The organism is Galbitalea soli, from assembly GCF_010686725.1.
GTDB classification, from domain to species: Bacteria; Actinomycetota; Actinomycetes; order Actinomycetales; family Microbacteriaceae; genus Galbitalea; species Galbitalea soli.
On record NZ_JAAGWZ010000002.1, the window covers coordinates 761961 to 780457 of the forward strand.

Annotated in this window: 21 protein-coding genes, 2 tRNA genes and 1 riboswitch; of the genes, 9 read left to right on the top strand and 14 right to left on the bottom strand. The window is 70.3% G+C overall.

The features are described from left to right. The first annotated feature begins 41 nt into the window (after positions 1-41). The gene (locus tag G3T37_RS09745) at positions 42-1124 is read left to right on the top strand and encodes a VIT1/CCC1 transporter family protein (protein WP_163473472.1); all 1083 of its coding nucleotides are present in this window, start codon (positions 42-44) and stop codon (positions 1122-1124) included. Positions 1125-1149: 25 nt separating this feature from the next. Here the strand turns inward: G3T37_RS09745 and G3T37_RS09750 are convergent, their stop codons facing one another. The 5 genes from G3T37_RS09750 to glgX all read right to left on the bottom strand — a co-directional run bounded on the left by G3T37_RS09750 (position 1150) and on the right by glgX (position 8281). Continuing rightward, positions 1150-1479: a DUF7882 family protein gene (locus G3T37_RS09750; RefSeq protein WP_163473474.1), complete on the bottom strand. Its 330-nt coding sequence runs from the start codon at positions 1477-1479 to the stop codon at positions 1150-1152. Positions 1480-1681: 202 nt separating this feature from the next. Further along, positions 1682-1906, bottom strand: a complete 225-nt coding sequence (locus tag G3T37_RS09755) for a hypothetical protein (protein ID WP_163473476.1) — start codon at positions 1904-1906, stop codon at positions 1682-1684. 143 nt (positions 1907-2049) lie between these two features. Then, complete coding sequence (treZ, locus tag G3T37_RS09760) at positions 2050-3771, bottom strand: malto-oligosyltrehalose trehalohydrolase (RefSeq protein ID WP_163473478.1); 1722 nt, start codon at positions 3769-3771, stop codon at positions 2050-2052. Then, positions 3768-6077, bottom strand: a complete 2310-nt coding sequence (gene treY / locus G3T37_RS09765; RefSeq protein ID WP_163473480.1) for a malto-oligosyltrehalose synthase — start codon at positions 6075-6077, stop codon at positions 3768-3770. Before treY ends, treZ begins: the two co-directional genes overlap by 4 nt. Next, positions 6074-8281: a glycogen debranching protein GlgX gene (gene glgX / locus G3T37_RS09770; protein WP_163473482.1), complete on the bottom strand. Its 2208-nt coding sequence runs from the start codon at positions 8279-8281 to the stop codon at positions 6074-6076. The genes treY and glgX overlap by 4 nt, the downstream gene beginning before the upstream one ends. A gap of 72 nt (positions 8282-8353) precedes the next feature. On the opposite strand from glgX, the gene G3T37_RS09775 reads away from it, so the two are divergent. The 5 genes from G3T37_RS09775 to G3T37_RS09795 all read left to right on the top strand — a co-directional run bounded on the left by G3T37_RS09775 (position 8354) and on the right by G3T37_RS09795 (position 12509). Continuing rightward, the gene (locus tag G3T37_RS09775; RefSeq protein WP_163473483.1) at positions 8354-8917 is read left to right on the top strand and encodes a DUF1697 domain-containing protein; all 564 of its coding nucleotides are present in this window, start codon (positions 8354-8356) and stop codon (positions 8915-8917) included. 42 nt (positions 8918-8959) lie between these two features. Then, positions 8960-9070, top strand: a riboswitch (TPP riboswitch). Between the two features lie 32 nt (positions 9071-9102). Then, entirely contained in the window at positions 9103-9708 is a 606-nt protein-coding gene (locus G3T37_RS14930) for an ECF transporter S component (protein WP_163473485.1), read from the top strand. A gap of 50 nt (positions 9709-9758) precedes the next feature. After that, on the top strand, positions 9759-11216 hold the full coding sequence (locus G3T37_RS09785; protein WP_338401233.1) for an ABC transporter ATP-binding protein: 1458 nt from the start codon (positions 9759-9761) through the stop codon (positions 11214-11216). Further along, a complete protein-coding gene (locus tag G3T37_RS09790; RefSeq protein WP_338401234.1) occupies positions 11213-12001 on the top strand; it encodes an energy-coupling factor transporter transmembrane component T family protein in 789 nt (262 codons plus the stop codon). The genes G3T37_RS09785 and G3T37_RS09790 overlap by 4 nt, the downstream gene beginning before the upstream one ends. Beyond that, positions 11991-12509: a nucleoside/nucleotide kinase family protein gene (locus G3T37_RS09795; RefSeq protein WP_194241519.1), complete on the top strand. Its 519-nt coding sequence runs from the start codon at positions 11991-11993 to the stop codon at positions 12507-12509. The genes G3T37_RS09790 and G3T37_RS09795 overlap by 11 nt, the downstream gene beginning before the upstream one ends. A gap of 69 nt (positions 12510-12578) precedes the next feature. On the opposite strand, the gene G3T37_RS09800 is transcribed toward G3T37_RS09795, so the two are convergent. The 8 genes from G3T37_RS09800 to G3T37_RS09835 all read right to left on the bottom strand — a co-directional run bounded on the left by G3T37_RS09800 (position 12579) and on the right by G3T37_RS09835 (position 17050). Continuing rightward, on the bottom strand, positions 12579-12860 hold the full coding sequence (locus tag G3T37_RS09800; RefSeq protein ID WP_163473762.1) for a metallopeptidase family protein: 282 nt from the start codon (positions 12858-12860) through the stop codon (positions 12579-12581). A 73-nt stretch (positions 12861-12933) separates the two neighbouring features. After that, a complete protein-coding gene (locus G3T37_RS09805) occupies positions 12934-13425 on the bottom strand; it encodes a DUF2017 family protein (protein WP_163473489.1) in 492 nt (163 codons plus the stop codon). After that, positions 13422-13712, bottom strand: coding sequence for an ATP-dependent Clp protease adapter ClpS (gene clpS, locus G3T37_RS14935; RefSeq protein WP_422110978.1), 291 nt, complete (start codon positions 13710-13712; stop codon positions 13422-13424). The genes G3T37_RS09805 and clpS overlap by 4 nt, the downstream gene beginning before the upstream one ends. Before the next feature lie 117 nt (positions 13713-13829). Continuing rightward, positions 13830-13905 (bottom strand) — tRNA-His (locus G3T37_RS09815). Between the two features lie 32 nt (positions 13906-13937). Beyond that, positions 13938-14558, bottom strand: coding sequence for an oligoribonuclease (orn, locus tag G3T37_RS09820; RefSeq protein WP_163473493.1), 621 nt, complete (start codon positions 14556-14558; stop codon positions 13938-13940). 68 nt (positions 14559-14626) lie between these two features. Further along, positions 14627-15259, bottom strand: a complete 633-nt coding sequence (locus G3T37_RS09825) for a hypothetical protein (protein WP_163473495.1) — start codon at positions 15257-15259, stop codon at positions 14627-14629. Between the two features lie 142 nt (positions 15260-15401). Next, positions 15402-16622 carry an MFS transporter gene (locus G3T37_RS09830; protein ID WP_163473497.1) on the bottom strand — a complete coding sequence of 407 codons (1221 nt, stop codon included), beginning with the start codon at positions 16620-16622 and terminating at the stop codon, positions 15402-15404. Further along, positions 16622-17050 (bottom strand): MarR family transcriptional regulator, encoded by a 429-nt coding sequence (locus G3T37_RS09835; RefSeq protein ID WP_163473499.1) that lies wholly within the window; start codon positions 17048-17050, stop codon positions 16622-16624. Before G3T37_RS09835 ends, G3T37_RS09830 begins: the two co-directional genes overlap by 1 nt. A gap of 120 nt (positions 17051-17170) precedes the next feature. On the opposite strand from G3T37_RS09835, the gene G3T37_RS09840 reads away from it, so the two are divergent. From G3T37_RS09840 to G3T37_RS09850, 3 genes are all read left to right on the top strand, one after another. After that, positions 17171-17446, top strand: coding sequence for an oligoribonuclease (locus G3T37_RS09840; RefSeq protein WP_163473501.1), 276 nt, complete (start codon positions 17171-17173; stop codon positions 17444-17446). 83 nt (positions 17447-17529) lie between these two features. Next, positions 17530-17748 carry a thioredoxin gene (locus G3T37_RS09845; RefSeq protein ID WP_241732293.1) on the top strand — a complete coding sequence of 73 codons (219 nt, stop codon included), beginning with the start codon at positions 17530-17532 and terminating at the stop codon, positions 17746-17748. Between the two features lie 24 nt (positions 17749-17772). After that, positions 17773-17845, top strand: a tRNA-Arg gene (locus tag G3T37_RS09850). Between the two features lie 71 nt (positions 17846-17916). On the opposite strand, the gene G3T37_RS09855 is transcribed toward G3T37_RS09850, so the two are convergent. Further along, positions 17917-18474, bottom strand: coding sequence for a GIY-YIG nuclease family protein (locus G3T37_RS09855; protein WP_163473505.1), 558 nt, complete (start codon positions 18472-18474; stop codon positions 17917-17919). Between the last annotated feature and the right edge of the window lie 23 nt (positions 18475-18497).

The window sequence follows — 18497 nt, forward strand, 5'->3', positions numbered from 1 at the left end:
CCACCGCGACAGCAAAATCGTTCAGGTGAAAGGATGGTCGTGTGAACACGACGACTCCGCCGCCGCCACGAACCATCCGCCGCTGGCGCCAGTATCTTGCCGACGAGCGAGCCGAAGCCGCCGTCTACCGCGAACTCGCGGGGCGCCGCGACGGCGAGGAGCGCGAGATCCTGCTCGCGCTCGCCGAGGCCGAGGGCCGCCACGAGGCGCACTGGCTCGAACTGCTGGGCGACCAGGTGGGCAAACCGCTGCGCGGCGATCTGCGCACGCGGATGCTCGCGGTGCTCGCCCGACGCTTCGGCTCCGTCTTCGTGCTCGCGCTCGCGCAGCGGGCCGAGGCCCGCTCGCCCTATGAAGACGACGATGACGCCACGAGCGCGATGGCGGCCGACGAGGCGATCCACGAGGAGGTCGTGCGCGGTCTCGCCGCCCGCGGCCGCAACCGACTGAGCGGGACCTTCCGGGCCGCGGTGTTCGGCGCCAACGACGGCCTCGTCAGCAACCTCTCGCTCGTGCTCGGGGTGACCGCCGCCGGGATCCCGGCGGGCGCGGTGCTCGCGACCGGCATCGCGGGGCTCCTCGCCGGCGCGCTCTCGATGGGTGCGGGGGAGTACGTGTCGGTGCGGTCCCAGCGCGAGTTGCTGGAGGCGAGCATCCCCAACCCGGACGCCGACCGCGCCCTGCCCCATCTCGACGTGGACGCCAACGAGCTCGAGCTCGTCTACCGGGCGCGGGGGATGACCGCCGCCGAGGCCGCGGACCACGCCGCCGACATGCTCGCGTCCCTCCACGCGCGCGGGGAGCAGCCGGCGCCACCGGCCGCCGAGCACGCCGCGCACGAGGCGATCGGCACCGGAATCGGCGCGGCGCTCTCGAGCTTCTGCTTCTTCGCGAGCGGGGCCGTGATTCCGGTCATCCCCTATCTCTTCGGCCTCACCGGCGTGCCGGCGATGATCGTCGCGCTCGTGCTCGTGGGCATCGCGCTGCTGGGAACCGGATCGATCGTGGGGCTGCTCTCGGGCACCTCGCCGCTCGGGCGCGCGCTGCGTCAGCTCGCGATCGGCTTCGGGGCGGCGGGGATCACCTACCTGCTGGGACTGCTGTTCGGCGCCGCGGGGGTCTGAGACCGTCTGGCGGTACCGACCGCGCTCAGACCTTGGTCTTGGGCTGCTCGGTGTTGCCCTGCGGCTCGTTCATGAACTGCATGCCCTGCGCCGAGTTGGCCGAGAGGGTGAGGAGTTCGAGCCACTCGCGGTTGATCGTGGGTGGCTTGGAGCCGTAGTACTTGAAGTAGAGCGGAATGGAGGCGTCGATCCAGATGCTGCTGCGGCCGTCGCCGACGCTGGGGTCGTCCTTCCAGGAGAAGAAGAAGCTCTCGTGGCGACGGAGCTTGGCACCGATGACCAGTTGCAGGTGCGCCATGTCACGATCGTCGAAAACGATCTCGATGCCCGAGTCGCCGTAGAGGATCTTGCCCATCTGCACTCCATTTCTTTCCGGATGGCCGCGGTGCGGCGTTGTCGCAGTAGTCCGAGAGTAACGCTCGGCCCCCTCGCATTCCTATTCGTGCCGGGGGTCTGTCTGCGGTGTCGTGCTGTCGGTCCCGACAGGGGGAGGCCCGGACATTCCTCTGCGAACATCCGGGCCCCTCGGCTGATCCCTGTGGGTTGGGGGGTGGTGCCTACCCGAACCGGACGAGGCTGAGGGCATGCTCCCAGGAGAGCGACTGGCCGACCTCGACACAGTGCTTGAGGCTGTCACCCCGGAGCGCGACATAGACGTTTCCGACCCTGTGCACGTAGCCCAGTGTTTCCCGGTCGGTCATCACGCTGTAGACGTCATCCGAGACGAGCGCGATGTTCGGTTCGCTGCGTGGATCGCGAGCCTTGGGCGAGAGGAGAACCATCGTCGTGTCCTTTCCCGACAAGCTCCGGGCAGAAGAGCCCGTACGCCCCCGAGTGGGGGCCTTGGCCAATTGAAACACGCCGGAAACATGAGGACAAGAAGGCGATGGGCCCTTGACAACCACGCCCGTTCTGTGGCCGGGGGTCAGGCCGGGTGGCGGATGATCAGGGCCGAATGCGGCGGGAGTATCGCGGCCTCACCGACGATCGTCGCGTCACGATCCGTGCGGAACAGGATGCCCGTCCCGGGCACCGTCGCGAGGCTCACCGTCTCGCCCGAGAAGTTCACGAGGGTCTCCACCGCGCCCCGCTCCACCCGGAACCACCGCTGCGCGTCGTCGTACTCCGCGCGCACCCGGGAGAGCCGCGGATCGGTCAGCTCGGGCACCGTGCGGCGGAGGGCGGCCAACTCGCGGTAGAGCTGAAGCAGGCGGGCGTGCATCCCCTCGCCGGCCTCGTCCCAGTCGAGCTTCGAGCGCAGAAAGGTCTGCGGGTCCTGGGGGTCGGGAACCGACGACTCGTCCCAGCCCATGCGGGCGAACTCCTCGATGCGACCCTGGGCGGTGGCGCGGCCGAGCTCCTCCTCGGGGTGCGAGGTGAAGAACTGCCACGGCGTCGAGGCTCCCCACTCCTCGCCCATGAACAGCATCGGCGTGAACGGGCCGGTGAGCGTGAGCACCGCCGCGATCGCGAGCTGGCCGTAGCCGCAGGTGTCGCCCAGCCGGTCGCCCGCGGCCCGGTTGCCGATCTGGTCGTGATCCTGAGAAAAGGTGACGAGCCGCCACGACGGTACCGCCGGGTCGAGCGGATGACCGTGCTCCCGCCCCCGGAACGAGGAGTAGCTCCCGTCGTGGAAGAAGCCCCCGGTCGTGGTCTTCGCGAGCGCGCCGAGCGAGGCGAAGTCGGCGTAGTAGCCGTCCGTCTCGCCGGTGAGGGCCACGTGCAGGGCGTGGTGGTAGTCGTCGCTCCACTGCGCGGTGAGCCCGTAGCCCCCGGCCTCCCTCGGCAGGATGAGCGTCTGGTCGTTGAGGTCCGACTCGGCGATGAGGCTCAGCGGGCGCCCGAGGAAGGCGCTGAGCGCGTCGGTCTCCTCCGCGAGCTCCCGCAGGATGTGGATGGGCGCCTCGTCGACGAGGGCGTGCACCGCATCGAGGCGCAACCCGTCCACGTGGTAGTCGCGCAGCCACATCGCCGCGTTGTCGAGGATGAGCCGGCGCACGGCGGGCTCCGCCAGGTTGATGGTGGCTCCCCAGGTGTTCGCGCCCTCGGCGGCGAAGACGGGGCCGAACTGCGGGAGGTAGTTGCCGCTCGGTCCGAGGTGGTTGTAGACCACATCCTGAATGACGGCGAGGCCGCGCGCGTGGCAGGCGTCGACGAAGCGCTGGTATGCGGTCGGGCCGCCGTAGCCCTCGTGCACGGCGTACCACTGCACGCCGTCGTAGCCCCAGTTGTGGCTGCCGTTGAAGGCGTTCACGGGCAGGAGCTCCACGAAGTCGACCCCGATGTCGACGAGGTGATCGAGTCGCGCGATCGCCGAGTCGAGGGTGCCCTCCGGCGTGAAGGTGCCGAGATGCAGTTCGTAGATCACGCCGCCGGCGAGCTGCCGGCCCGTCCAGGCGCCGTCCGTCCACGCGTACCGCTCGGCGTCGAAGGCCCGGCTCGGCTCGTGCACGCCGAAGGGCTGCCAGCGCGAGCGCGGGTCGGGCACGGGGAGCGCGTCGTCGAGCCGGAACACGTAGTCCGTGCCGTGCTCAAGCACCGCGTCCGAGGTCCAGACGCCGTCCTCCCCGGGAAGCATCTCGCGATCGCCCTCGGCGGTGACGAGACGCACGCGCTGGGCGAGGGGCGCCCACACCTGCACGGTCACTCGGCGACCGGGGCCAGGAGGGCGACGGGGTACTGGGCGAGCAGGTCATCCAGTCGCGTCGGTCCGCCGTTGTGGCGTCGGTCCGAGATCACGTCGACCATCGGATGACCGGGCAGCAGCAGCTGCGTCTCCCCCCAGCCGCCCCGCTCGACGAGCCCGACCGGAAGCCGCGTTCCGATCGCGATCGCCCCGCCGCGGTCGAAGGAGATCACGTGGCGCGCCGCCTCCCCGATCGCGCCCAGCGGGGCGTAGCGGGTGAACAGCTCAGGATGATCCCGGCGCAGTCGCAGGGCACGCGCGGTGACGAGCAGTTTCGCCGCGCCGGACTCGTCGACGGGCGGGTGCGCCCCGGCGTCGATCGCGGCGAGGTAGAGCTGACGGATGTCGAAGTCGACGGGCCTGCGGTTGTCGGGGTCGACGAGACTGGTCTCCCACAGCTCGCTGCCCTGGTACACGTCGGGCACGCCGGGGGCGGTGAGCTGGAGCAGTTTCGCGGTGAGGGAGTTCGACCAGCCCGCATCCTGGGTCACGGCGACGAAACGCGAGACCGTGATCGCGATCTCCTCGTCGTCGAAGACGGCGTCGACGAGCGCGTGCATGCGCGCCTCGAACTCCTCGTCGGGCGCGTTCCAGCTGGTGGAGGTGCCCGCCTCGCGGGCCGCCTTCTCCGCGTAGTCGTGCAGGCGCTCGCGGCTCGCCGGCCAGGCGCCGATGATCGACTCCCACAGCAGGTTCTCGAGCGTGCCGTCATCGAGCGGGTAGCGCTCGCGCAGCTCGCCGAGGGTCGCCTCCCACAGCGCGGGCAGTTCGGCGAGCACCGAGATGCGGGCGCGGGTGTCTTCGCCGCGCTTCGTGTCGTGGGTGGAGAGCGTCGTGAGCGAGGCGGGGTAGCTCGCTTGGCGCACCATCTGACGGCGGTGGAACTCGGCCACGTTGATCGAGAACTCGGCGGGGTCGGCGCCGACCTCGGTGAGCGAGGAGAGCCGGGAGTAGCGGTAGAAGGCCGTGTCTTCGACCCCCTTGGCCATGACCATGCCCGAGGTCTGCTGAAACCGGCGTGCCGCGGGCTGGGCCGGGTTGCGCAGCACCGGGACGAGCTGGTCGATCACGGGCACGAGCTCGGGCCGGTGCTTGCGGGCCAGCGTCGCCGCGGTGTTCAGGTGCTCCACGCCGTCGGGCAGGTAGGAGCGGTACAGCGGGAAGCACGCCAGCAGCTCGGCAAGGGCATCCGCCGCCCCCTCGATGCGGTTGGGCAGCTCGCGTTCGAGGCGCAGCACCTCGGAGCGCAGGATCCCGTCGGCGATCGTCCGCTTGGTGCCGTGGATGAGCGTGCCCCAGTTGATCGGCTGGGCGCGCCCGCGCAGCTCGGTGTCGAGCTCGTCGAGGGCCGGTCGGCCGCCCGGATCGACGAGCACGCGGTCGAGGTCGGCGAGCGCGTCGTAGCCGGTGGTGCCGGCGGTCGCCCAGTAGGCGGGCAGGCGCTCGCTGCCCTCGAGGATCTTCTCCACCCAGACCTGGGTGCCGCCGGTCGCGCGGGCGAGGTCGTCGAGGTACCCGCCCGGGTCGGCGAGCCCATCCGGATGATCGACCCGCAGGCCGTCCGCGATGCCCTCGCGCACCCAGCGCACGATCTCGGCGTGGCTCTCCTCGAACACCCACGGCACCTCGACGCGGATCGCGGCGAGCGAGCTCACGGCGAAGAAGCGGCGATAGTTGAGGTCGGCATCGGCGCGACGCCAGTCCATGAGCTCGTAGTGCTGGCGGCGGTGCACGGTGAGCACGTCGGCGCCGTCGTCGGTGGATCCCGGCGCGAGCGGGAAGCGGTGCTCGAAGTAGCGCAGCTCGCCCGCCTCGATCCGCAGCTCGCCCGCGGCGACCGCGTCCTCCACGGCGCCGCCCAGCACCGGCAGGCGCACCTTGCCGTCGCCGAAGCCCCAGTCGACATCGAAGGCGTCTGCGTAGCGCGACTCGCGCCCGTGCTCGAGCAGGTCCCACCACCACGCGTTCTGATCGGCCTCGGCGACACCCATGTGGTTGGGCACGATGTCGATGAGGAGGCCCAGTCCGCGGTCGTGCACGGCACTCGAGAGGCGCTCGAGGGCGGCGGCTCCGCCGCGGGCCGGGTCGACCGTGGCGTGGTCGACGACGTCGTAGCCGTGGTCGGAGCCGGTGGCGGCCGTGAGCAGAGGGGAGACGTACACCCAGTCGATGCCCAGATCGCGGAGGTAGTCGGCGATGTCGGCGGCGGCGTCGAGCGTGAAGCCGGGGCGGATCTGCAGGCGATAGGTGGAGGCGGGGACGGTCATCCGGCCATCTCCGGCTGGGCGCTCGAGGTGTCGTCGGCGGTGGAGCCGGTGAGCACCGTGAGCGAGGCGGCGACCGAGTGGTCGTTGTCGGCCTCGGTGGGGATGTGCTGGCGCAGCACCATGAGCGAGCGGGCCTCGACGGGGATGACCGCGCCGGGGCCTCGCGGCTGCGAGTCGGCCTGCACACCCGCCGTATCGACCACGATCTCCCACAACTCCGCGTACTCGTCTGCGGGGAGGGTGAACTCCACCACGTCGGTGTGCGCGTTGAACAGCACGAGGAAGTGCACATCGGTGATCGGTTCGCCGCGCTGATCGCGGGTGCCGATGCCGTTGCCGTTGAGGAACATCGCGATCGACCGGCCGAAGCCGGAATCCCAGTCCTCGGGCGCCATGACCGCGGCGTCGGGCTGCAGCCAGACGAGGTCGGGCAGGGGCTCGCCCGCGCCGCGCACCACCGGTCGACCGTCGAAGAATCGCGAGCGGCGGAAGCTGGGGTGCTCCTTGCGCAGGCGGGTGACCGCGGCGGTGAACTCGATGAGCGAGGAGTCCGCCTCGTCCCAGTGCACCCAGGTCAGTTCGTTGTCCTGGGCGTAGCCGTTGTTGTTGCCCGCCTGGGTGCGGCCGAGCTCGTCGCCGTGCAGGATCATCGGCACGCCCTGCGAGATCATGAGCGTCGCGAGGAAGTTGCGCTGCTGGCGGCTGCGGATCGCCTGGATGGCGGGATCGGTCGTGGGGCCCTCGACTCCGTAGTTGGCCGAGCGGTTCGTCGATTCGCCGTCCTGCCCGTTCTCGCCGTTGGCATCGTTGTGCTTCTCGTCGTAGGAGACGAGGTCGGCGAGGGTGAAGCCGTCGTGCGCGGTCACGAAGTTGATGGAGGCGACCGGCCGCCGGCCCTCGTGCTCGTACAGGTCGCTCGAGCCGGTGATCCGCTCGGCGAACTCCCCGAGCGTCGAGGGCTCGCCGCGCCAGAAGTCGCGCACGGTGTCGCGGTACTTGCCGTTCCACTCCGTCCAGAGCGGCGGGAAGTTGCCCACCTGGTAGCCGCCGGGACCGACGTCCCAGGGCTCGGCGATGAGCTTGACCTGCGACACGATCGGATCCTGCTGCACGAGCTCGAAGAAGGCGGCGAGGCGGTCGACGTCGTAGAACTCGCGGGCGAGGGCGGCGGCGAGGTCGAAGCGGAATCCGTCGACGTGCATCTCGGTCACCCAGTAGCGGAGGCTGTCCATGATGAGCTGCAGCGAGTGCGGGTTGCTGACGTTCATCGAGTTGCCGGTGCCGGTGTAGTCCATGTAGTACTCCGGGGTCTTGTCGACCAGCCGGTAGTACGCCGCGTTGTCGATGCCCTTGAACGACAGCGTGGGGCCCAGGTGGTTGCCCTCGGCGGTGTGGTTGTAGACGACGTCGAGGATGACCTCGATGCCGGCCGAGTGGAGGGCACGCACCATGCCCTTGAACTCCTGCACCTGCTGCCCGCGGTCGCCACTCGCCGAGTAGGTGTTCTGCGGCGCGAAGAAGCCGATGGTGTTGTAGCCCCAGTAGTTGTGGAGGCCCTTCTCGACAAGCGTGGAGTCGTCGACGAACTGGTGCACCGGCATGAGCTCGATCGCCGTCACGCCGAGCTTCTGGAGGTGCTCGATGATCACGGGGTGAGCGACCGCGCTGTAGGTTCCGCGGATCTCGTCGGGGATTCCGGGGTGCAGCTCGGTGAGCCCCTTGACGTGCGCCTCGTAGATCACCGATTGCGCGTAGGGCACGCGCGGGTGCCGGTCTCCCGCCCAGTCGAAGAAGGGGTTGATGACGACGCCCATCATCATGTGCGGGGCGGAGTCGTCGTTGTTCTCCGAGTCGGGGTCGCCGAAATTGTAGGAGAAGAGCGCCTGATCCCAGTCGATCTGACCGCTCGTCGCCTTCGCGTAGGGGTCGAGCAGCAGCTTGGAGGGGTTGCTGCGGCTGCCGGACTTCGGGTCGTAGGGCGCGTAGACGCGGTAGCCGTACTTCTGCCCGGGCTGGATCTGCGGCAGGTAGGCGTGCCAGACGTAGGCGTCGACCTCGATGAGCTCGACCCGCGTCTCGGCGCCGGCGTCGTCGAACAGGCAGAGCTCGACCTTCTCCGCCACTTCCGAAAACAGCGCGAAGTTGGTGCCGTTCCCATCGAAGGTCGCGCCCAGGGGGTACGCGGATCCAGGCCAGGTTTTCATGAGGTCCTTATCGTTGACGACTCTCCACGTTAGCCGTAAGGCGATGACGGGGGCGGTACTTACACTGGCCCCATGGTTGCTGCTAGGGAAGTGCCTCCCGTCGGCAGATTCGTGATCCTCCTGCGCGGAATCAACGTCGGTCCGTCGAAGAGGATCGCCATGGCCGAGTTGCGTCGGGTGCTGGAGGAGGCGGGCTTCGAGCGGGTGCAGACGGTGCTGCAGAGCGGCAACGCGGTCGTGGATGCGGCGGCCGGGCATCCGGATGCCCGGGCGTTGGAGGCGGCGATCGCGGCCGCCACGGGGGTCTCGTGTCGCGTGGTCGTCGTCGATGCCGCGCGGTTCCTCGCGATCGTCGACGCCTTCCCGTTCAGCGAGGTGGCCGACGACGAATCGAGGGCCCTCATCACCTTCGTCGAGCGGATGCCCGACCCCGCGCAGATCGTGCGCCCGAGCGATGCCGAGCTCGCGCCCGAGCGCCTGGCCCTGGGCCGCGAGGCGATCTATCAGTGGCTGCCCCACGGCGTGCTCGCCACGAGATTGCCGAGCTCGTTTCTGCGGCAGTTCGGCGCGGAGGCGACCGCACGCAACCTGCGGACCTCGCGTCGCATCGCCGCGCTGCTCACCGCATCGCATTAGTCCCGCGCGTGCTGCTCGTCGCCCCGCCGCGCGAGTACACTGATGGGCGAACACGGGAGTCCGGTGAGCCGGGCTGAGAGGAAGCTTCTCCAAGCTTCGACCGTCGAACCTGATCTGGATCATGCCAGCGCAGGGAGGCAGATTCTCTTGAAACCCGTGCCATTTCCTCCACGAAAGGCACGTCCATGGCAGTAACAACTCTCTTCTCCGCCCGCAGGATCACCGCGCGCTGGCGGGTGGTCGACATCATCGTGGCCGCCGTCATCGGCGTCGCCGCCGGGGTGGTGTTCTTCGGCTGGGACCAGATCTACGCTCCGGTCACGGCGCCGTTCACCGCGGTTCTGCCCGGTTCGGGTGCCCTTCTCTACGCGGTCTGGCTGTTCGCGGGCGTGCTCGGCGGGCTCGTCGTGCGCAAGCCCGGTGCCGCGCTCTTCACCGAGGTCGTCGCCGCGGTGGTCGAGGCGTTGCTCGGTGCGAGCTGGGGCGGATTCCAGACGATCCTGTCGGGCGTCATCCAGGGCGCGGGGGCGGAACTGGTCTTCCTGATCTTCGCCTACGCGACCTGGAACCGCTGGGTCGCCGTGCTCGCGGGCGCGGGTGCCGCGGTCGGCATGGTCGCGAACGATCTGCTCCAGTACGACGCGGCGCAGGGCGTCCCCTACAAGATCGCGTACATCGTCGGCGGACTCATCTCGGGTGCCGTGATCGCCGGGCTGGGGTCGTGGTACCTCACCCGGGCCCTCGCCAAGACCGGCGCGCTCGCGCGGTTCGCCTCCGGGCGCACCAAGTAGCGGCGCGAGCTCAGGGGCACACCACGACATCACGCACGGCGGTCGACCGGGTGCAGCCGCGCCCGGTCGCAGTCGACGCGCGCGGCTGGGGCTGGCGGCACGCCGATCGCCCGGGCTTCGCGGTCTCGGGCCTCGACCTTCGTATCGAACCGGGGGAGCGGGTGCTCCTCCTCGGTGCCTCGGGCGCGGGCAAGTCGACGCTCGTCGCCGCCCTCGCCGGCCTGCTCGGTGACGAGGAGGCGGGCGAGGAGATCGGCGAGCTGCGGGTCGACGGCAGAAATCCGCGGGATGCCCGGGGCGGCGTCGGGCTCGTGCTCCAAGACCCCGATTCCCAGGTGATCCTCGCGCGAGTCGGCGACGACGTCGCCTTCGGCTGCGAGAACCTCGGCGTGCCCCGGGACGAGATCTGGCCCCGGGTGCGAGAGGCGCTCGACGCGGTCGGCCTGGCGCTGCCGCTCGACCACCCCACGAGCGGGCTCTCCGGCGGCCAGAAGCAGCGACTCGCGCTCGCGGGCGTGCTCGCCATGCGCCCCGGGCTCCTCCTCCTCGACGAGCCGACCGCCAATCTCGACCCGCTCGGCGTCGCCGAGGTGCGGGAGGCCATGGCGCAGGTGCTCGACCGCACCCGCGCGACCTTCATCGTCATCGAGCATCGCGTGGCCGTCTGGGCCGACCTCGTCACGCGCGTCATCGTGCTGTCGCCGGGCGGGGGAGTGCTGGCGGACGGCACCCCCGACCAGGTGCTGCGTGCGGAGGGAGCGCGACTCGCGGAGAGCGGGGTGTGGGTGCCCGGCTTCGAGCCCGCGGCCCCGGCACGTGACCGCGGGGCGACGGGCACGCCCGTGCTGGAGGCGCGCGGCCTCGCGGTGGGGAGGGAGCGGCGGGTGGTCATCCGCGAGGGAATCGACCTCACCGTGTCGGCGAGCCGCACCCTGGCCGTCACCGGCAGCAACGGCACCGGCAAGTCGACGCTGGGCCTCACGCTCGGCGGGCTCCTGCCACCGCTCGGCGGCACGCTCGATGCCTCGGCGATCGCGGGCGGTCTGCCTGCCGAGCCGCATCGCTGGCGCTCCCGAGACCTCGTCTCGCGCATCGGCAGCGTCTTTCAGGATCCGGAGCACCAGTTCGTCGCGGCGACGGTCGCGGCCGAGCTCGCGGTCGGGCCCAAAGCGGCCGGGGTGGAGAGCGCCGAGGCGAGTCGCCGCATCGATGCGGCCGTCGAACGACTTCGGCTCGGGCACCTGCTCGAGGCGAATCCGTTCACGCTCTCGGGCGGGGAGAAGCGACGCCTGTCGGTCGCGACGGCGCTCGTCACGCGGCCCGCCCTTCTCGTACTCGACGAGCCCACGTTCGGGCAGGATGCCCGCACCTGGCGTGAGCTCGTCGCCCTCCTGTCCGCCCTGCTCGACGAGGGCAGCGCGCTCGTCGCCGTCACCCACGACGCGGCGTTCGTCGATGCGCTCGCCGATGACGTGCTCTCCTTCGACCTCCCGGTGGGTGCGCGGTGACCGCCGACCTCCTGACGCCGACCGCGGGACCCCAGCTCATCTACCGAATCAATCCGGTGGCTAAGATGGCGGCGGCGTTCCTCATCGGGCTGGGCGTGCTGCTCTCCATCGACTGGGTGTCGGCCTCGGTCGCGCTCGCCTGCGAGTCGGTGCTGCTGTTCTGGGCCGGCGTCCCGCCGCGTCGGCTGGCCATCCGACTGAGCCCCGTGCTCGTCGGCGCTGTCACCGCGGCGTTCATGACCGCCCTCTACGCGCCGGAGTCGGGCGCCAGCTACCTGAACATCCTGTTCGCGCACGTGACCGCCGGTTCGATCGAGCTGGCAACCGCGACCTTCGCGCGCATCCTCGCAGTGGGGGTCCCGGCCGTCGTGCTGTTCCTCACAGTCGACCCCACCGACCTCGCGGACGGCCTCGCACAGGTGCTCCGGCTGCCCGCGCGGTTCGTGATCGGGGCGCTCGCCGCGGTGCGGCTGGTCGGTCTGTTCATCGACGACTGGCGCTCGCTCGAACGCGCCCGCCGCGCCCGCGGCGTCGCCGATCGGGGGCGCCTGCGGCGACTGCTGAGCCAGGCGTTCGCCCTGCTCGTGCTGTCGATCCGGCGGGCGACCAAGCTCGCGACGGCGATGGAGGCGCGGGGGTTCGGCTCCTCGGCTCCCCGCAGCTGGGCACGGCCATCCTCCCTGCACCGCGCGGACGTCGTGCTCATGCTGATCGGGGCTCTCATCGCGGCCGCCTCGATCACGGTGTCGGTCGCGACCGGCCACTGGAGATTCCTTGGTACCTGAGCCGGATGCCCGTGCCGCCCGCATCGCGGCCCTCGCCTCCGCCGCGCCGCGCCCGATCGTGCTGCTCGACGGCGGTTCGGGCGCGGGCAAGACCGAACTCGCTCGCGTGCTCGCCCCGCTGCTGGGCGCCGAGCTCGTCTGCCTCGAAGACTTCTACCCGGGCTGGGACGGACTCGAAGCGGCCAGTCGCATGGTGCGGGATGACGTGCTCGGCGCCTCGCGCTGGCGGCGCTGGGACTGGGCGGCCGACCGCCCCGCTGAGTGGCACCCGGTCGATGCCTCGCGTGGACTCGTCATCGAGGGGTCGGGCGCGCTCAGTGCGCGAAACCGCGAACGGGCGACGCTCGGTGTCTGGATCGAGCTGGACGAGCCCACGCGCAAGAGTCGGGCGCTCGCCCGCGACGGGGAGCGGTACGCGCCGTTCTGGGATCGCTGGGCCGCGCAGGAGCGGGAGTTCTTCGCGCGCGAGCGACCCGATCTGCTCGCCGACCTCGTCGTGCCGGGCTGAGCCGCCGGGCGTCTGCCACCCATCGCCCGCGACTCACGTCGCCAGGCGTCTGCCTCTCACCGCCCGCGATCAGCCCCAGCCGAGCTCGTGCAGTTCCTCGTCATCGATGCCGTAGTAGTGCGCGATCTCGTGCACGAGGGTCACGTGGATCTGCTCCCGGAGTTCGTCGAGATCGCGGGAGACGTCGGCGAGCGGTTCGCGGTAGAGCACGATGCGGTCGGGCAGTTCGCCGTAGCCGTACTCGCCGCGCTCGGTGAGGGCGACCCCGTCGTAGAGACCGAGGAGGTCGAGGGATCCGTCGTCGGGCCGATCCTCGGTCACGAAGGCGACGTTGTCGAGGCCCTCCACCATCTCATCGGGGAGGGCGTCGAGTTCGGCGATGACGAGCGCCTCGAACTCCTCGGGCGAGGGCGCGATCACGCGGTCACCGGCGATCGATGGCCGCGACGAGGGAGCCCTGCAGGGTCCCGAGCCAGTTGTAGATGGCGTAGTTGATGCGGTCCGGCTCGTCGAGGTCGGGGGGCGCGCCCTCCTCGGTGATCTCCAGCCGGATGGCGAGGGCCAGCCGGATGTCGGTGAGCGACCGCAGCCAGGCGCCCACTCCCGCGGCGTCGAGGACGATGTCCACGCGCTTCGCCCCGGGTTCCGCCGTCACCGATTCGAGCACCGTCATCGCGTTGCGCACCTTCGCGTCACCGAGCTCGTCTTCCGTGAATCGCCGGAACTCGGCCGCATCCTCGGGGGCGTCGAGGTAGGCGTCGGGCAGCAGTCGTTCGAGCACGGGATCGTCGTGGGCGTCGGTGCGGTCGGCGATGAGGGTGGCGACCTGGCGCGCGAGGTCGGCGAGGAACGCCGCCTCCTGCGGGTGCAGGCGGATTCGCGCCCCACCCCCGGGCGCGGATCGGAACCCGCTCACGAGTCGTCCTTCTGCACGGTCGCCCACAGCCCATAGTCGTGCATGGCGGCGACGTGGCGCTCCATCTCCTCGCGGGGCCCTGCGGCGACGACCGCCCGACCCTCGTTGTGCACGAGCAGCATGCGTCGCTCGGCTTCGGCGCGACTGAACCCGAAGTAGCTGCGGAAGACGTAGGAGACGTACGACATCAGGTTGACCGGGTCGTTCCAGACGACGGTGACCCACGGTGTGTCGAGCCGAACCTCCTCGAGCAGGGCGGTGCCCTGTTCGGCGTCGGTGCGATCCAGCGTCTGTGCCACGTCGCCGCCTCCCGCGCCTCTGTCAGCCCCTGTCTTCGCGCGGCGGTCGCCGCGCGGCCCGCGCCCCAAAGACGAATTGGCCCGACCGAAGCCGAGCCAATCCTCTGGGGTGAACGACGGGACTCGAACCCGCGACATCCGGCACCACAAGCCAGCGCTCTACCAACTGAGCTACGCCCACCATGCGTTGCCAAGGGCAACCCGAAGATTCTATTACAAGCGGGAGGCCCAGCGCGCCACCACGTCGGCCGAGACCGCCTGAACCTCCTCGGAGGTGGGGCCCGGATCGGCGATGAACGCGGCGCTGCGGTAGTACTCCAGCTCTCGGATCGACTCCAGGATGTCGGCGAGGGCGCGGTGCCCGCCGTTCTTCGCCGGGGCGTTGAAGTAGACCCGCGGGAACCAGTGCCGGGCGAGTTCTTTGATCGACGAGACGTCGACGCTCCGGTAGTGCAGGTGCCCGTCGACCCGGGGCATGAACTTCGCGAGGAAGGCCCGGTCGGTGCCGATCGTGTTGCCGGCGAGCGGCGCGCTCTGGGGCGCGGGCACGTATTTCAGGATGTACTCGAGCACCTGGTACTCGGCGTCGGCGAGCGTCACCCCTCGCGGGATCTCCTCGATGAGACCGCTCGTGGTGTGCATGGCGCGCACGAAGTCGCCCATGTGATCCCACGCGGCCTGGTCGGGGCGAATGACGATGTCAAATCCGGGATGCACGGGCGTCAGGTCGTAGTCGGTGATGACGACCGCCACCTCGACCAGTTCGTCGATGGTGAGGTCGAGCCCCGTCATCTCACAGTCGATCCAGACGAGACGGTCATCCGCAGAGCTCATGCGACCATCCTAACGACGGCCCCCGACGCGCCCTCGCGGCCGGTGCGGCCGCCGCGATCAGGCCGCGGTCACCAGTTCTCGTTGATGGCGTGGAGCCGGTGTCGGATCGCGGCGGACCGCCCGTGCACCGCGAGGCTGACGCCGAGGATCACGAATCCGACCGGCATGACGAGCTCGGCCTTCCAAACAGCCAGACTGAGGGCCAGAGCGGCATCGGGGATGAACGCGGGAATGCTCCACAGGGCGTTCCCCACGACCACCGCCAGCAGAATCCACCGCGCGGCGCCATTCACCACTCCGGCCCGCAGCGCGATCACTCCGGCGACGAGCCCGGCGGCGACGATGAGCACCTGGAGCACGATCCCGGCCGCGAGCGCGGCTCCGCTGCCCGGGCTCAGGGGGAGCAGCGAGAAGAGGCCGAAGAGCAGATACCCGCAGCCGAACAGGATGAGTGCCACGCGACCCACGGTTGAGGTGCCGACGATGCCGGTCTCACCCCGCACCCCGACAGCGAGCGTGATGAAGGCGGCCAGTAGCACGATGTCGGCGATCGTGGCCGGGATGATGCTGCCGAAGGGGATTGCGGAGTCCGGCAGTGTGACGCGCGCCGACCCGAGGAGGGCGATGAGGCCCGCGACAGCGAGCAGCGCGCCCCCGAGCAGCGTCGTGCGGTGGATCGCCGAGGTGGTGTTCGTCCCCATGAGTGAATGCCTCCCTCACCCGGTCAGACCCGGGACAGGCCCAGTGTGCACCGTGGTGCGCGGTCACTGCAATGGCGTCTCGTCGCCGACTGTGCGCTGCGGCGAGGGCATCACCGCGCGACGGTGCGAGCCGCACGACCCGTCACGCCGCCTCGCCCGCGCCGATCGCCTCCGCCTCCTCGAGGGCGTCCTCCGGTCCCGTATTGACGACGGCGAGCGTGCGCCGCCCAGTGATGACGACGATCATGGCGACGAGGAGCGAGGCCGCGCCCACGAAGTAGGGCAGTCCCGCCCGAGCGAGGTCGCTGCCGGCGAGCACCGCGGCGAGGGGCGGTGCGACGGCGCCGCCGATGAACCGCACCGCGGAGTAGGCGGATGACGCGACCGTGCGCGGCAGCTCGGTGGCCTCCATCACGCTCTCGGTGAGCACGGTGTTCATCACGCCGAGGAGGAGTCCGCCCGCGACGACGCACGCGATCAGCACGGCGGCGGTGGTCACGAAGGCACCCGCCACCACGAGGTCGGCCGCGAGCAGCGGCAGGATGATCGCCAGCACGGTCGTGCGCGACATCCGCCTGGTCAGCAGTGGTGCCACCCAGACACTGGTCACGGCGAGCGCAACGCCCCAGCCGAAGAAGGTGAGGCCCAGCCCGAGCGCGGTCTGGTGGGCGAAGCGCTGCAGCGGGAACGGCGTGAACGCCAGCAGCGTGAAGAAACCGATGTTGTAGAACAGGGCGATGATCGCGAGGCGGCCGAGGGCGGGGTGGCGCAGCGCGCGCAGCGGCGCCGACAGTCGGATCGGCGTGCGCGCCGCGGTGTCGGTGCCGAGCAGCGCGACGATCGCGACGAAGGCGATGGCCATGAGGATGCTCGTTCCGAAGAACGGTCCCCGCCAGCTGATCGACCCCAGCAACCCACCGAGCAGGGGCCCGATCGCGATGCCGAGTCCCAGCGCGGCCTCGTACAGGATGATCGCCGCGGAGGTCCCCCCGCTCGCCGCCCCCACGATCGTGGCGAGCGCCGTGGAGATGAACAGCGCGTTGCCGAGCCCCCAGCCGGCCCGGAATCCGATGATCGACCACACGGTGGGGCTGAGCGCGGCCGCGAGCGCGAACGCCACGATCAGGGCGAGTCCGATGAGGAGGGTGCGTTTGGCCCCGATGCGACTCGACACCCAGCTCGTGATGAGCATGGCGACGCCGGTGATGAAGAGGTAGCTCGTGAACAACAGCTCGGTCTCGGTCGGGGTCGCCTTCAACTCGCTCGCGATGGCGGGCAGGATGGGGTCGACGAGGCCGATGCCCATGAACGCGACGACGCAGGCGAACGCGACGGCCCAGACCTGCTTGCTCTGGCGGGCCATCACGCGATCGCCTTCCGCGCGATGCGCGACTGTAGGATTCCTGCCGCTGCGGTGAGTGTCGCCCACTCCTCCTCGCCCAGGTCGCCGAACATCGGCGTCATGGCTTCGGCGAGTTCGACGCGCCAGTCGGCGAGCGCCCGCTCGCCCTTCGGGCTGATGGCGATGAGCCAGGCGCGCGAGTCGGCGGTGTCGGCGATGCGGTACACGAGCTCGTCTTCGATGAGGCCGGGCATCAGCTTGCTCATGCCGGGCTGGCTGATGCGGCTCGCGGCGGCGAGCTCGCCCACGCGCATGGCGCCGTCCGCCGAGAGGATGCCCAGCGTTCGCCACACGGAGGCGGGGGTCTTGCTCCCGGTCTGCTGCGCCGCGATGCGGGTGAGGCGCGTGCTGGAGACGATGAGGGATTCGATTACGTCTGTTCTGGTCACGCGACAATTGTATAACGTAGTTATGCAAAGTGCATAACGAGGTTATGCATAGCGCGAGGGGTGGGATGCTGTCCGCGCCGGGCATCCTGCCGGTCGGTCGCGGGGTGTAAGACTGGTGTCATGACAGACGCAACCCCCACGCTCGCCAAAGGCGACGAGTACATCGTGATCTTCTCGGGCGGGCCGAGCGACGGCCAGACCGACCACCGCATCGCCACCGAGGCGGGCTGGGACGAGCAGATCATCGTCAACGGCCTGGAGTCGACCGCCGCCGCCGAATTCGCCTACCGGGCGAGCGGGGCGAAGAAGGTGGGAGACAGCGTGCACGTCACCTACGTGTGGGATCCGACCACCGCGGACGACCTCGAAGACACCAGCGAGCGCTACGACAGCTGAGCCCGCGGAATCGTCGCGGTGCCCCGGGCGTTGACCCTGCTATGAAGGTGGATTTCTACTCGACGACGTTCTGCGAGCCGTGCATGGTGACACGCACCGTGCTCGCGGATGCGGCGCGCCTCGTGCCCGGAATGACCCTCGCCGAGCACGACGTGGTTCTCCACGAGGCGGAGGCCGAGGCTCGCGGGGTGCGCTCCGCGCCGACCGTCATCGTGAGCGATGGGAACGGCGGCGAGGTGTTTCGGGCGGAAGGCATCCCCACGCTCAACCAGGTGCTCGTCGCACTCGCGAAGGCGGTCTGAGCCGCGTAGTAATCTGGCGGGGCCGCCTCCGTAGCTCAGGGGATAGAGCAGGAGCCTTCTAATCTCTTGGTCGCAGGTTCGAATCCTGCCGGGGGCACGCCACGGATAGCCGCGTGCACAGCGTTCGCCGAAGGCGAGGAGTGTGACGCGGGTGCGTCGCCGACCGGGTCACCGCCCGGCGACGGCGATCGCCTCGCTCACCCAGCGCTGGTGCAGCCCCCACGGGTCAACCCCCGGCCCGTTCAACCGCGCGATGTGCTCGTCGAGCGCCGCGTGACGGTCGAACCACTCGGAGCGGTGGATGCGGTGCGCGGCGAACTGCGCGTGTCGCCGCTGCTCGAGCATCCGGTCGCCCCGCTCGAACGCGAGCACCTCGTCGTAGCGCAGCTGGGCGAGGCGCGCTCGCGGGTTGCCGGTCGTTCCGATCTTCACCCGGTCGCGGAACCGCAGGTAGTAGACCACGTCGACACGCGTGCGACCGGCCTCCCCGTCGGGCAGGGCGCCCACGCGCCACTCGCACACCGCGCAGAGCCAGCCGCTGGGGTAGCGGATGCCCGTCCGCGAGCCGCACGCGAGGCACGGCGACGGCAGCACATCGGTCACGCCCACCGCGCGGGCCACCCAGTCGTAGGCGGTGAGCAGGTGTGGGGCGCAGAGCGGGAGCGGGGCATCCGCATCGGGGCGCGTCTCGCAACCGGCGATCGCGCAGCCGCCCGACTCTGTCATGCCCGCACTCTAGGCGGGGCCAC

Bases quoted from the DNA above. Each gene is read 5' to 3' on its own strand.
- G3T37_RS09840 (WP_163473501.1), top strand. From the start codon at position 17,171: ATGACAGACGCAACCCCCACGCTCGCCAAAGGCGACGAGTACATCGTG.
- orn (WP_163473493.1), bottom strand. From the start codon at position 14,558: ATGAGCTCTGCGGATGACCGTCTCGTCTGGATCGACTGTGAGATGACG.
- G3T37_RS09755 (WP_163473476.1), bottom strand. From the start codon at position 1,906: ATGGTTCTCCTCTCGCCCAAGGCTCGCGATCCACGCAGCGAACCGAAC.
- treY (WP_163473480.1), bottom strand. From the start codon at position 6,077: ATGACCGTCCCCGCCTCCACCTATCGCCTGCAGATCCGCCCCGGCTTC.
- G3T37_RS09775 (WP_163473483.1), top strand. From the start codon at position 8,354: ATGGTTGCTGCTAGGGAAGTGCCTCCCGTCGGCAGATTCGTGATCCTC.
- G3T37_RS09750 (WP_163473474.1), bottom strand. From the start codon at position 1,479: ATGGGCAAGATCCTCTACGGCGACTCGGGCATCGAGATCGTTTTCGAC.
- G3T37_RS09800 (WP_163473762.1), bottom strand. From the start codon at position 12,860: ATGGTGGAGGGCCTCGACAACGTCGCCTTCGTGACCGAGGATCGGCCC.
- G3T37_RS09845 (WP_241732293.1), top strand. From the start codon at position 17,530: ATGGTGACACGCACCGTGCTCGCGGATGCGGCGCGCCTCGTGCCCGGA.
- G3T37_RS14930 (WP_163473485.1), top strand. From the start codon at position 9,103: ATGGCAGTAACAACTCTCTTCTCCGCCCGCAGGATCACCGCGCGCTGG.
- G3T37_RS09855 (WP_163473505.1), bottom strand. From the start codon at position 18,474: ATGACAGAGTCGGGCGGCTGCGCGATCGCCGGTTGCGAGACGCGCCCC.
- G3T37_RS09825 (WP_163473495.1), bottom strand. From the start codon at position 15,259: ATGGGGACGAACACCACCTCGGCGATCCACCGCACGACGCTGCTCGGG.
- glgX (WP_163473482.1), bottom strand. From the start codon at position 8,281: ATGAAAACCTGGCCTGGATCCGCGTACCCCCTGGGCGCGACCTTCGAT.
- G3T37_RS09830 (WP_163473497.1), bottom strand. From the start codon at position 16,622: ATGGCCCGCCAGAGCAAGCAGGTCTGGGCCGTCGCGTTCGCCTGCGTC.